Genomic DNA, 13,834 nt, shown 5'->3' with positions numbered 1-13,834 from the left:
CTACTTAGATTTGACTTAAAATTTCTTGATCAAGAGAAAAATCTATGTCAATTTTATCTCTACCTGATGGTAAATAATCATTTTCAAAAGACTCTTTTAATCCTGACACTAAATCATATTTAGGTTGCCAATTTAACTCTTTTTGAGCTTTAGAAATATCTGTAAAAAAGTGTTGCATTCTAATGGGAAATACTTTTCTTTTACCTAAATTAAGTTTAGCAGGATCATAATATTTGATCTGTATTTCTTCTGGTTTTTTCCCCATTGCTTCTCCACAAGCTAAAGCTAATCCCTTAAAGGTAACATAGCGATCGCCAGAAACGTTATAAATTTGTCCGATGGCGTTACCATTACCTAATACTTTACTCATTGCCATAGCTAAATCTGATACATGCCCAAATTGAGTAATATGTAAACCACCATTAGGGATTAAAATAGGTAAATTACGCACTAAACGATCAAAAAACCACGCTTCTAAATCATTATAATTCCCCGAACCATAAATATAAACAGGGCGAATAGAAGTAAAAGGAATAGCCTGATTTTTGAGATATTCCTCCGTTTCATATTTACCCTTGTGACGACTTTGTGGATCAACGGGATCATTTTCACCATGGGGCATTTGTTCTGATGGTAAATAAACACCAGCCGAACTAACATATATAAAATGAGAGATTTTATCTTTAAATAATTCAACCAAAGGTTGAGTATCGCTTAATTCTCGCCCATTATTGTCGAAAATCGCATCAAATTTTTGTCCTTTTAACTTATCCTTTACTTGAGTTATATCTTGGCGATCGCAGTGAATTTGATTAACACCGTCAACGGGACAAGGTTTATTGCCACGATTAAACAAAACAACTTCATGACCTTGAGCCACTAAAACTTTAGTAAGAGAAACACCAATAAAACGAGTGCCTCCCATGATCAGAATACGCATAAATAAACTATTTTTAAATAAAATTTTGAACTAACTATCAATTATCTATCAATCGTGACTTTTTTCTAGCCTATCTCTTTTCTTATAATAAGGCTATATCAACAGTTTAATTATGACTATGTCAAAAAAACTTTTGATGTTAATTTATTAGGAGATGGTTTATTGGAATTCTTATCAGCTATTCAAAATCAGGTAGAAGTAACTTTAACTCCCATTATTCATTATTCAATCACCGCACTTCCTGTACCTTGAAACATTAACCACGACAGAAAAAAATTCGTCACAAAAATAGCAATCAAAGAAATAACCACCGCTTCAGTAGTCGATCGCCCCACACCTTTAGCACCGCCACTGGTAGTTAAACCCCAATTACAGCCGATAATAGCAATTAAAGCACCAAAAACCATCGATTTAATTACACAAACAACAATATCCCAAGTTTTGAGAAAATTTTTAACAGAATCGAGAAAAATCGAACTAGAAATATCATAAAGAGAATCGGAAATCATCAAACCTGCCGCCATACCTACGGATAATGAGAGAATGCTTAAAACAGGTAACATTAAAGCACAAGCAATGACTCTGGGAGTGACTAAATAGTCAATAGGATCAGTTTTTAAGATATATAAAGCGTCAATTTGTTCTGTTACTTTCATCGTGCCAATTTCCGCAGCAAAAGCACTTCCCACCCTTCCTGCTAATACCACCGCCGTTAAAACTGGGGCTAATTCACGGGTTAAGGCGATGGCCAATACACCTCCCACAGCGCTAGTTGCACCAAAATAGATAAATTCTCTAGCCACTTGAATAGTAAATACCATACCCACAGAGGCTGAAGTAATTAAAGCAATGGGTAATGATGCTGGTCCGACAAAAGCCATTTGCTCTAAGCTATTGAGACGATAGATTTTAGCTTGTAAGATATGTACTAAAATTTGTCCTGTTAAAAATAACCCTGATAGTAACCTTTCAAATACTTTATTCACTTTAAATAGGAGAATAGGAGATAGGAGAATAGGAGATAGGAGATAGGAGTAATTAATTCATAATTCATAATTCATAATTCATCATTCATAATTCATCAAAGATTGTTAATTGTTAATTAATTATTTCCCTTCTACTTTAAAACGTTCTACCGAAGAAATGAGATCTTTTGCAATACCCACAAGATTCTGTAACGAACCTGCAACCCGTTGAGATTCTTGAGAAGTAGCTTGAGCAGTCAATTCAACGGCCTGCATTACTTTGGCTACCCCTCTGGAGTTTTCTCTTTGTTCATCAGTATCGGCTGTAATAGAGCGTACTAAAGCATCAATACGATTCGATACTTGAATAATATCTTCGAGGCTTCGTTTTGCCTGTTCTGATCTTTCCGTAACATCTCGTACTTGCTGGATACCTTCTTCCATAGCCGTCATTACCGATCCTGTTTCCGTTTGAATTTGTAATACGATTTGCTCAATTTCTTGTAAAGATTTAGCCGAACGATCTGCTAACTGTCGAACTTCATCCGCAACGATAGCAAAACCTCTACCAGCTTCTCCTGCCCGTGCTGCCTGAATCGAAGCATTTAACGCCAGAAGGTTAGTACGAGAAGAAATTTGAGAGATAACTGCCACAATGGTAGAAATTTGTTGAGATGCTTCCGCTAATCGTTTTACTTTACGAGTAGTTTCTGATACCGTTTCCCTAATTTGTAAAATACCTGCTACAGTTCTTTCCACCGCATCCCCACCTTTAAGAGCTGTAACACTAGAAGAACGAGCCACTTCTTCCGCTTCCCTAGCGTTTTCTGCAACCCTTTGAATGGAGTCCGTCATCATTTGTACAGAATTAAGAGTTACTGCCAACTCCTCCGCCATTCTCAAGGCATCACTAGACTGATTTCGAGCGAATAGTTCACTATCTGTACTAGCTTTGTTTACTTGAACCGCCGCCTGTTTTACTTGTTTAACAATTTTCCGTAGGTTGGTAATCGTTAAGTTAAAAGCATCGGCCACTGCCCCTAAAACGTCCGCCGTTACTTCCGCTTGTACCGTTAAATCTCCCCTTGCTGCTCCTTCCACGTCATCAAGAAGGCGAATAACTTGACGTTGTAAATCTTCCCTCGCTCTTTCGGTTTCTTCCGCCCGTTTTCTTGCTTCTGTGGTAGTAGTATTGATCATTTTCGCCATTTGGTTAAATCCTGCGGCTAAAGTACCAAATTCATCTTGAGAATAAACCGTTGCTCTAACTTCATAATCACCTTGATAAACCGACTCAAATTGATTTTGTAAATCATTAATATAACGTTTAATATGGTTAGTCATTAAATAGCCCATCCCTACCGTTGTACCTCCTCCTGCTATACCTGCCATTAAACTTAAAAAGAATTTTTGAGCAAAAGGAAGTCCTTGAGAAGGGTTAACAACATTTTCCTTTTGTGCCTTGGGCTTATTTTCTGTAGATTTTGTAGGGGTAGTTTTACCTTGAAAACCACTGACAGTGAATACCACTAAAAACGTAATTAAACCAGTTATTCCACCATGAATTAATTGTTTTCTAAATAAAGGCAAATCAAAATATTTAGCCAGACTTCCTTGAGGAATTTCTACCTCTGGAGACGCATTTAAGGAAGAAGGAGCTGTGGATATATCTGATAGAGAAGATGAAACACTAATATCATCCTCTTCCATATCAATATTTAATTTATCGGTATCAAAACTGAAACTTCCCGTAATTTCATTATCAAAATCATTATCAAAAACACTATCATCAGCATCAATGACATTAGGAAAACTTTTCTCTTGTCGTTGTTCTTTTGTAAAGATACTAGATACAGGCAACTCATCAGCATCAATATCAGGAATATCGTCTAAATCATCAGGTGCAAAAAAGAAATTATCTTCCCCTTCAGATACTAAAGGATCATCATCATTACTCAATTCCGTTTTGAAAGACGAAGGTACTTGAGTTGTCGAAGTTAAAGGTTGTAACTCTGAACTGTAATCTCCAAAATCTTCATCAAAATCACCAAGAAGATTAGCACCTCCTGTTAACATTTGCTCAAAATCACTAAAATGTGGTTCTTCTGATGACACTACAAAAGTCGGAGTACCACTGTCTTGCATTCCATCATCATTAAAATCAGAATCATCATAATTAAAATCAGAATCATCAAAATTCATAGCCAATAAGTCATCAGACATAGGCGGTACATTAGAATTATGATTACTAGGTTTTTTGTAATTATCATCCATACTTGCGGCGGTATGATCATCCTCCTCGTCATCATCAGCAAATAAAGGTTGATCAAATATATGTTCTTTTTCTGAGGAAGAAGATTTTTGTTTCGGTGGAGTATTGGAAAAATCTTTCTGGAAAGGAGTATTTTGTTGTAAAGTGGGATCTTCTATTTCTTCTTCTTCTAAATCATCGGCATCCCAATCAATAGTGTCAAATTGAATGCTACTGGTCCAATTATCATTTGGTTCATCATCATCAATTTCTTCTATATCATCCTCAAAAATCGGTTCTTCTACTTCCGAGGGATAAAAATCTTCTAATTGTTCTTCTTCTTCTATTTGTGTTAAACCTTGATGAGCTATATTAACCAAATCTTGATGATCTGTTAATTCAAGGACTGTTTTATAGGTAGCTTTAGCAATATCATATTTTTCTTGACGTAAACAAATATGACCTTTGAGTAATAAAAGACTAGGTTCGTTAGGGTAATCTTCTATAACTGCTTCAGTAATACGACTAGCTGTTTCTAAATCACCTTCAAGATAAGCTGTTTGAGCCTGTCCAAATCTTTGTTGATAATCGGTTTCTGATGCCATTGTGTCTTCTCCGTCAATTGCTAAATTCTTTATTTAATGTTGGTGATTTATTTATCTAGTTTATGCTACCCAACGAGCAGAGCGAAGAATAGCAATTTGATCTAAAAGTCTCACATAGTGATTTTTTTCATTTACCCATTCTCCTTGAACATAAGGTGCAATATGATCAGGTACATTTTGAGGTATTTGTAAGGTATCCACGTCTAACCACTGCATAGCCCCTAAACTTTCTACCGCTAATGCTAAAATGGTTTCTTGTTCTTCTATGGCAATAACAGGTATTTCTGTTTTGTCCGTATTTAACATATTAGGATAACCCAAAAACTGCCCTAAGTCAGCTACCCAAATAATTTCTCCTCGAAGATTAATTGTGCCTAGTAGTAAAGGAGAAGCATTGGGAATCGGCGTAATTCTTTCAGGTTCTTGTTGCATTACCTCTCTGATCCCCGCCGCAGGTAGAGCAAACTCATCTCCTGAAGGCAAAACAAAAAGTAGATGTAGCTCACCTTCAGGGGCTTCTACTCCTTGATCTTCTAAGGCTAGAGGAATTTGAGCATTATTCATTGATTCTGAATAGTTTTGATTCTCAGCCATTTTCTCTTTTACTGTATGATTGATTTTTGGTGAGCATAATTAATTATTAAAGAAAGAAATATCATGACTAAATTTTCAATATTTTTTGACACTATTTAAAATGTCACTAAGATAAATAATAAAGGAATTTTCCCCAACAAAAATATAAATTTCTGATCTTGATCCAAAAATACTCTTTCATTATCACTTAATCTCATCATTCCATAAATTTACTTACCTATTTATTTTAACTTTATCTTTTCAACAATTGTTTAATGGTAGCAATTAGTTCTTTTGGTTGAAAAGGTTTTGCAATATAAGCATCAGCTCCTTGTTTCATACCCCAATAGCGATCAAAATCTTCTCCTTTTGAAGAACAAATTAACACAGGTACATTTTTTGTTTTTGGATTTGATTTAATATTACGACAAACTTCATAACCGTTCATTTTAGGCATAACTATATCTAATACCACAAGATCTGGACTAATGGTTGGTAATATTTCTAATGCTTCAACTCCGTCAACGGCCACCTCTACTTTTAATCCTTGTTTTATTAATAACTCACTAATCATTTTTCTCGTCGATAGACTATCTTCGACAAGCAACACTGTACTCATAATTATTACTATACTTATGCTTTTACCATAATTGTATATGCTGATTGACAATCTCTGATTTCTATCAAAAAAAATCAAGGAATAGAGGAGTAAAAATCTAATAAAACCTCAGTGCACCATAAAATTTTAGTGGAATAGGGAGATAGGAGATAGTAAGAAGAATTGATTTAAACTTATGATAAATTCATTTTTTACTATTATTTACCTTTATTTAATTATTTTCCGTACCTAAAATTTGAACACTTATTACGAACTAGCACTTATTCTAAAAGGTTTTTAATCTCGAACTCAGGTTTTATTATTATCAATTTTTAAATCCTAGTTTAGAAAACTATCTAAAAAATTTGACTTTTTACTAACGAAATAAGCTAGTAATTGCTCTACCAGTATTTTGTATTTTTAAAGCATCCATAGCCGCCGTAGGTTCATAACCACAATGTACCATACAATCAGCACATTTAGGATTACCACTTTTTTGACCGTAATTATCCCAATCAGTGTTATCTAATAATTCTTGATAACTTTGATAATAGCCTTCATTGAGCAGATAACAAGGTTTTTGCCATCCTAAAACGCTATAACTAGGACTTCCCCACGGAGTACATTCATAATCTTTTTCTCCCATTAAAAAATCTAAAAACAGAGGATTATGATTAAAATTCCAGTTTTTCTGGTTATTTTTCCAAGGATTTAAGATTTTTCTGAATAATTCTTTTGTTTGCTCTCGTTTTAAGAAGTGTTCTTGATCTGGAGCCCAATCATAACTATAACCGGGGGAAATCATCATTCCATCGGTATTAAGGGTTTCCAGAAAATCGAAAAATTCTTGCATTTCTTGAGGATTTGTCCCTTCAAATACAGTGGTATTGGTAGTTACTCGAAATCCTTGAGCTTTGGCGGTTTTAATGGCTTTAACGGCTGTATCAAAAACTCCTTCACGGTTAACACAATGATCATGGGTGTCTTTTAAACCGTCAAGATGTACACTAAAAGTTAGGTAAGGGGAAGGTTCAAATAAGTGTAATTTTTCTTCTAATAAAATGCCGTTTGTACATAGATAAATGAATTTATTTCTTGCTACTAAACCCTTGACAATTTCGTCCATTTGTGGGTGTAATAAAGGTTCACCTCCGGGGATGGAAACAACGGGAGCACCGCATTCTTCTACTGCTTTAAAGCAATCTTCAGGGCTCAAATATTGTTTAAGAATTTCGAGGGGATGTTGAATTTTACCACAACCCGGACAAGCTAAATTACACCTAAATAATGGTTCTAACATTAACACTAACGGAAAACGTTTTTTCCCTTGTAATTTTTGCTTTAATATATATGTTCCGACGGCCATCGCCTGTTGTAATTGTACTGCCATTTATTTTATAAGTAATGAGGAATACTGTAGAGGTGAATTGGTTTCACCCTCTTAATAGGAATTAGAAAGGAAATGGGGAGTTGTCAATGATCATGCTTGGTTTTAATAGCTTTTTGATTCTGATTCTCCGTGGTAATAAATCCTAATTACTAATCCCCTAGCGTTTAGGTGAAAAATTAGGGTTGGTAATGAGGGAGGCGTTGAATTTTTGCGCCTAAACCTTGTAATTTTTGCTCTAAATTTTCATAACCACGATCAAGATGCTGTAAACCTTGTACGATAGTCTTACCATCAGCCGCTAAACCTGCGATCACAAGGGCAGCAGAAGCTCTTAAATCCGTTGCCATAACAGGCGCACCTGATAACATCGGTACACCGCAAACAAGGGCAGAATTACCTTTAACTTTAATATTAGCTCCTAGTCGTTTCAATTCAGCTACATGACGTAAGCGATTTTCAAACACGGTTTCGGTAACTAAACTATTACCCTCACTAATGGTTAAAAGTGCCATAAATTGTGCTTGCATATCTGTGGGAAAACCCGGATGTGGTAAAGTTTCAACGTCACTAGCTTTCAATGCACCCGGAATTGTGCGTAAGGTAGTTTCATCTTCTCTTAATACTCGACAACCAATTTCCTCTAATTTGGCAATAGCGGGAATAAGGTGATCATAATTGATCGAGGTAACTAAAATTTCTGAATGGGTAATAGCTCCAGCGACAAGAAAAGTACCAGCTTCAATGCGATCAGGTATAATTTCATAATCAGTACTGTGTAATCGTGAAACACCTTGAATTATGATAGTGTCCGTACCAGCTCCAGTAATTTTTGCTCCCATACTATTACAGAAGTTAGCTAAATCAACAATTTCTGGCTCTTTAGCAGCATTTTTTATGACAGTTTCACCCTCGGCGAGGGTAGCCGCCATAATGATGGTTTCTGTAGCACCAACACTGGGATAATCAAGGAAAATATTTGCTCCTTTCAAACGCCCACTACTACCTTTTACGGAAGCATTAACTACACCATGTTCTATAATTACATTTGCTCCCATAGCCTGTAATCCTCTTACATGAAGCTCTACGGGACGTGAACCGATAGCACAACCGCCGGGTAAAGGAACTTGTGCTACACCTAATCGGGTTAAAATAGGACCAATTACAAAGAAACTAGCTCGTAATTGAGATACTAAATCATAGGGAGCTTTTACTGCCTTTAAATCACGGGGATTAAATTCCCAAGTTGAACCCGTTTTTTTGATTTTAACCCCAAGGGAGGCTAAAACTTGCCCCATAGTGTTAATATCTGCAAGACAGGGCATATTAGATAAACGACAATCATCACCACAAAGTAATGTACCTGCCATGATAGCTAAAGCGGAGTTTTTCGCACCACTTATTTTTACTTCACCGTTGAGGGAATGTCTGCCAATAATTTCTAATGCTGGTTGAGGAGTGGAGTTAGAAATGATGTTATTAGATATGAGAGTTTCTGTAGAAGTATTTATAATTTTGTCCTCCTTTTTTAATCCTTTTAATATAAACTTTTGTCACAATTTCGTCTTGATTCTACCTGATAAATCACCTTTTGTTACATTTTTCTCAGAATATTTCTCTCATACTCGATTGATTGATTAGTAAAAAATTGAAATAGACTGTAATTATTTTTTGTTAATTATCATCTAACCATTGTTGTAAAATTATAGCGGCTGCTCGTTTATCGATTAAGCCTTTATTATAGTGAGAAAATTTTTTACTCTCTCGAAGTTGCTCTTCTGCTTCAATAGAAGTAAGTCTTTCATCAACAAAATCTAAGGGTAAACCTAAAGCGTTACTTAATCTTTTGGCATATTTCATCACCTGTTTTGCCTGAAATCCCATTTCTCCATTCATAGTGTAAGGCATTCCTACTACTAATAAAGTGGCTTCTCTTTCGTTGACTATTTGACGGAAAACTTCTACATCATTTTTAAAGGAAGTACGAGTAACGGTAGTTAATTCCGTAGCTAATAATCCTAAACCGTCACAACCAGCGACTCCAACTCTTCTTAAGCCGACATCTAATCCTAATACTGCTATTCTTTTCATTAATAATTTTGGTTACTTCCACTAAATATAATAAACTTCTCTAAAGAAGTCAGGCAAGAGGTAAAAAGTAAAAGAATAGATGTTTTAGGATTTATGAGGAGAAATAATCAATTAGAAACTTATATTTTGAGAGAAGTATAATAGGATGTAAAAATAATTCTTTTTCTAGTTTAAATTTAATGACTACTATGAATAATCTCTAGTTGTGGTAATCCCCAACAACTATAACCCATATCTTTTGCCATCATTGCTAATCCTTCTGTTTCGATATAATGTTTATAACTAAAACTGGGAAAATTCAGCCCTTCCCTGTGAATTTCTGCTTTAATTAGTAACATTGTGCCTCCTACTCCATCTACTTCTATAATTTCATATTGTCTCAAATCTTCAAGATAAAGTCGCCCTTCTCCTTTTGGAGGTTGTATAATGTTGTCAACCAAATACACACTCCAATCTTTGTTAATGGCATCTGATTTAATTTTAAAGGTATTAAGATCATAAGTTCTACCATTTTTCTCAAATACACAATTAGGTACAATAATATCCTTCCCTGTTTCTAAAAATTTTTCAATAATATCAAAAGGGTAATGTTTGACATCTACATCTATCCATAGTACCCAATCTTCTTCTTTAAGAGCTTGATGACATAAAATATTCCGACTTTTTGCCATAATGGCTCGTCTTTGATATTGAATACTAACATCCCAACGGGGTTTTCTCAGATAGTAATTAAAATGTCGTTGATAAAGATGTACTTTTCTGAATTCCTTCTCCAGTTTTGAGATATAATCTTGTAAATAGGAAAATGTGCGATCGCAACTATCACTCTCCAGAAATCCCAAAGAAATTCTATCATGAGGGTAACTAAGAGTAAAAAGATTATCCATATATTGAGGTAAAAATTTTTCTCCATCTTTAACAGGAGTAAGAATTAATATCTTGGGTAAATCATTGTAATTTAAGGAAATACGCTCAATTTTATTATTAATAGCCTTTTCTACACTATCAATGGCTATTTTTTCTTTTAAACTTGATTTAACAAGAGATTTTGGCTGAAATTGATTGACTATTTTTCTAATAAAATTCATAGGTATCATTAATATTGTTATCTTAGTTGATTAGTCTTGTTCAAAATCTTCTGCTTGATCACAACTGTAAATATTTCCATGTAACCCTTCAATACCTATATGCTGAATCACAGAGGGTTTAGTCGATAATAATACTGATGTTTTAGGAATAGTAGGGGCGGTTTCCTTGAGACAACGCACTTTATCCGTTGTTTGTAATTCCCAGTTATAAAACTGATCAATCATGGTATGGTCCCAAGAGTAAGCAATACTATGATTTTCTAGTGCATTTCTAAAATATTTGTAATACAGGGACGTGTGAAGAAACATATTAACACCGCCGATGGTTTGTTTTACTACATAATCATCCTTTTCCCATAATGTTTGATGATTACTGGTATTAAATCCTGTTATAATTATTTGACGATCGCCATGAAGGTTGCTATATTTAATATATAAATTTTGAAGACTATCAAGCCATTGGGGTTTAACCAACACATCAGAATCTAAATTACATAAAAAATCACAATGATTAACTAAAAAATCCCAACCCCGTTTTAAACTATCTCCTATACCCTTATTTTGAGACTTAAAAATTTTAAAGACGGGAATATTTTCCATCATAAAACTGTTAATTAAATTGATAGTTATTTCATTATCACTATGATCGTCAACTAGATAAATTATACTGTTATTAATCTTGCTTTTTTTTACACTATCCAAAGTTAATTCTAAATATTGAGGACGATTATAACAACTAATAACAATACCCACAGAATACCATTTTTCTTTTAACCAATTTTCCCCTTTAATCTCAGTTTCGTTTTCTTTCAAGTTAATAATTATTCCTCGACTTTCTTGAGCATCTAAATTTAGTTTTTTTTGACCAAAAATATTTACATTCTCTTGTTTCTCAAGGCATTTTAGATCATTCTCACTTATAATAAATCTTTTTTGTAATTCTCTCAACATTTCTTCATAATAAATAGGATTAAAATTTTCACTGTTATTATTCCAATATTGAGAATATTCTAATTTTTTATCTCTTGAGATAACATCAACATATAATTGAGGTTGATCTAATAATGCTATGGGATATTTTTGTAAAAGATTTACCACTAAAGCACTATCATTAGTTATGTATTTTATGGGATCATCAGCTAATAAAGATTTAGCACAAAGTAAAGAATTATGCCAAATTCTACGGGGTGAAATAGCAAAAGATTTTTCTGATATTAACCAAAAAAAACAACGCTCTAATAAACAAGCTAAAGTATCTAATTTTTCTATTCCTATCATTTGTCGTTTTAACCTCATTGCATCAGCTAAATGACAATCATCCCATTGACAAATATAATCTCCCGATACTTTTTCCCAAGCGATATTTTGTAAATCATCAAAGGTGTAATTATTATTAATTAAATTGAGATAAATAATTTGAGAATGGTTAATTTTTTTTATATAAATTGGTAGTTGTTTATCGGCTAAATTATCAATAATTATTAATTCTTTATTGGGATAATTTTGGTTAATAAAACAATTAATTGATGCTTCCACTATAGGAAAACTACTTTTTCTAATTAATATACAAGATATAAGAGGATAATTTTTATTATTATCAATAATATCTCGATAAAAATAATGGTGAATTCCTGAATTAGGGACAACTTTACCTTGATGCACTAAAGAAGCATGAAAAACCCTTGAAGATTTGGCCCCATTAATGGCTTGAAAACGAGGGAAAAACTTACCATAATAAAAACGTAAATTACTTTTAAATTTATCCAGATTTACTAACATTTTTCAGACTAGATTAAGTGATTTTTGATAAGCTGAAATAGTTTCTTGTACTGATTTTGCCCAACTGAATTTCTCAGCTTGTTGTTTTGATTTTAGCGATAAATTTTGTCTCCAATCAGTATCATTATAAATTTTGAGCATATTGTCACAAAGTGCATCAACATCGGTAGGATTAAGCATTATCCCTGCATCTCCTACTACTTCAGCTAAAGAAGAAGTATTAGAAGTTATAACAGGAACTCCACATTGCATTGCTTCTAAGGGAGGTAAACCAAAACCTTCATAGAAAGAAGGATAAACAAATAATAATGCACCACTGTAAATCACTGCTATATCTTCATCAGGAATATAACCAGTCACAATAATTCGCTTTTGAAGATAACTATTCTCAGAAATAGTCTTAAAAATGTTGTCATAATTCCAACCCTTATTACCTACTAAAACTAAATATAAATCATCAATTTTTTCTTGTTTAATTAATTTCGCAAAACAACGAATTGTATGTTCAATATTTTTTCTCGGTTCTAATGTACTTAAACTTAAAATATAAGGTGCAGATGGGATGCTATATTTTTGTTGAGTTATAGCTATTTTTTCTTCATCTAAACAAGGGGTAAAAAGTTTACTTGCGGCAGGATAAATTACTAATACCTTATCTTGATCAATTTTTTCTCGAAGATAATTACATAAGTCATTTTTAGTCGAATTGGATACACATAAAATCCAAGTATCTTCATCGATGCTATCTAGTGACTCTTTCAGATTAAAATTGCTATCAAACTTTAATGATTGACCATTTATTCCTAGAAAATGTGGGTATAAAAAAGGAATTATATCATGTACAGTTATAAACTTAATAATATTCTTATTATTTTTAATAACTTGAGGAAAACCGTGATAAAAAGAATGATAAATATTGACTGATTTTAAGTCATTGGTATCTAAACAATTAAAATTATAATCGAGTAATTTTAAAAGACTATAAGGCAAAAATCTATCTTCAAACAAACCAAATTTGTGAACTATATTCATGACTTTTTTTCCTAATTGATACAGATTTCGCCGATAGTTTGTTTTTGTTGTTTGACTCACAAATAATATAGGATAAAAATCACGATTAGATTCTAAGTAATCTAATGATTTTATCCAAGTTTCAAAAGATAAACTACTACAAAATTTTAAGTTATAATTATGCTCAATTTTTATTTGACGGAGAAAACTTTCTGCCACTCGAAAAAGTCCAGATTTTGACCCATAATGGCCTATTCCTAACAAAGATATATCATATAGAATTTCCATAATGACTGATTAAATATTTTTAGATAAGTTAATAAACAATTCTTTCTATTAGATTATCTGTTCGAGATGAATATTTACCTTTATGAAAAGCACATCGGCGAGAAAAATATTGAAATTTATAACGGTACTTAAACAAAACGATAAAAGAAATTAGGTTATAATTTTTGTATTATAACGTTTTTAGGTCAAAATGAAAGAAACAACATCTTCATCAATGCCACCATGTTTTAATCGCTGGTGTCAAAAAATAGATCCAGT

Annotated in this window: 11 protein-coding genes; all 11 read right to left on the bottom strand. The window is 33.2% G+C overall.

Features of this window, described 5'->3' with window-relative positions; all coding sequences use genetic code 11:
* Window positions 1-4 precede the first annotated feature (4 nt).
* Window positions 5-940 (bottom strand): NAD-dependent epimerase/dehydratase family protein, encoded by a 936-nt coding sequence (locus tag ACEW8E_RS10955; RefSeq protein WP_373480379.1) that lies wholly within the window; start codon window positions 938-940, stop codon window positions 5-7.
* Between the two features lie 221 nt (window positions 941-1,161).
* Window positions 1,162-1,926 carry an MlaE family lipid ABC transporter permease subunit gene (locus tag ACEW8E_RS10950; protein ID WP_373480378.1) on the bottom strand — a complete coding sequence of 255 codons (765 nt, stop codon included), beginning with the start codon at window positions 1,924-1,926 and terminating at the stop codon, window positions 1,162-1,164.
* A 120-nt stretch (window positions 1,927-2,046) separates the two neighbouring features.
* A complete protein-coding gene (locus ACEW8E_RS10945) occupies window positions 2,047-4,761 on the bottom strand; it encodes a methyl-accepting chemotaxis protein (RefSeq protein WP_373480377.1) in 2,715 nt (904 codons plus the stop codon).
* Window positions 4,762-4,821: 60 nt separating this feature from the next.
* A complete protein-coding gene (locus ACEW8E_RS10940) occupies window positions 4,822-5,325 on the bottom strand; it encodes a chemotaxis protein CheW (protein WP_373480405.1) in 504 nt (167 codons plus the stop codon).
* A 262-nt stretch (window positions 5,326-5,587) separates the two neighbouring features.
* On the bottom strand, window positions 5,588-5,953 hold the full coding sequence (locus ACEW8E_RS10935; protein WP_373480376.1) for a response regulator transcription factor: 366 nt from the start codon (window positions 5,951-5,953) through the stop codon (window positions 5,588-5,590).
* Between the two features lie 355 nt (window positions 5,954-6,308).
* Window positions 6,309-7,322: an adenosyl-hopene transferase HpnH gene (gene hpnH / locus ACEW8E_RS10930; RefSeq protein ID WP_373480375.1), complete on the bottom strand. Its 1,014-nt coding sequence runs from the start codon at window positions 7,320-7,322 to the stop codon at window positions 6,309-6,311.
* A gap of 176 nt (window positions 7,323-7,498) precedes the next feature.
* Window positions 7,499-8,791 carry a UDP-N-acetylglucosamine 1-carboxyvinyltransferase gene (gene murA / locus ACEW8E_RS10925; protein ID WP_373480404.1) on the bottom strand — a complete coding sequence of 431 codons (1,293 nt, stop codon included), beginning with the start codon at window positions 8,789-8,791 and terminating at the stop codon, window positions 7,499-7,501.
* 202 nt (window positions 8,792-8,993) lie between these two features.
* On the bottom strand, window positions 8,994-9,410 hold the full coding sequence (ruvX, locus tag ACEW8E_RS10920) for a Holliday junction resolvase RuvX (protein WP_373480374.1): 417 nt from the start codon (window positions 9,408-9,410) through the stop codon (window positions 8,994-8,996).
* A 176-nt stretch (window positions 9,411-9,586) separates the two neighbouring features.
* Window positions 9,587-10,498, bottom strand: coding sequence for a hypothetical protein (locus ACEW8E_RS10915; RefSeq protein ID WP_373480373.1), 912 nt, complete (start codon window positions 10,496-10,498; stop codon window positions 9,587-9,589).
* Between the two features lie 30 nt (window positions 10,499-10,528).
* The gene (locus ACEW8E_RS10910) at window positions 10,529-12,277 is read right to left on the bottom strand and encodes a glycosyltransferase family 2 protein (protein ID WP_373480372.1); all 1,749 of its coding nucleotides are present in this window, start codon (window positions 12,275-12,277) and stop codon (window positions 10,529-10,531) included.
* Between the two features lie 3 nt (window positions 12,278-12,280).
* Window positions 12,281-13,576, bottom strand: coding sequence for a glycosyltransferase family 4 protein (locus tag ACEW8E_RS10905; protein WP_373480371.1), 1,296 nt, complete (start codon window positions 13,574-13,576; stop codon window positions 12,281-12,283).
* Between the last annotated feature and the right edge of the window lie 258 nt (window positions 13,577-13,834).

The organism is Geminocystis sp. (assembly GCF_041753295.1).
Classification (GTDB): domain Bacteria; phylum Cyanobacteriota; class Cyanobacteriia; order Cyanobacteriales; family Cyanobacteriaceae; genus Geminocystis.
Note: the sequence above shows the minus strand (reverse complement) of the source record. Positions and strands in the feature narration are given on the sequence as shown.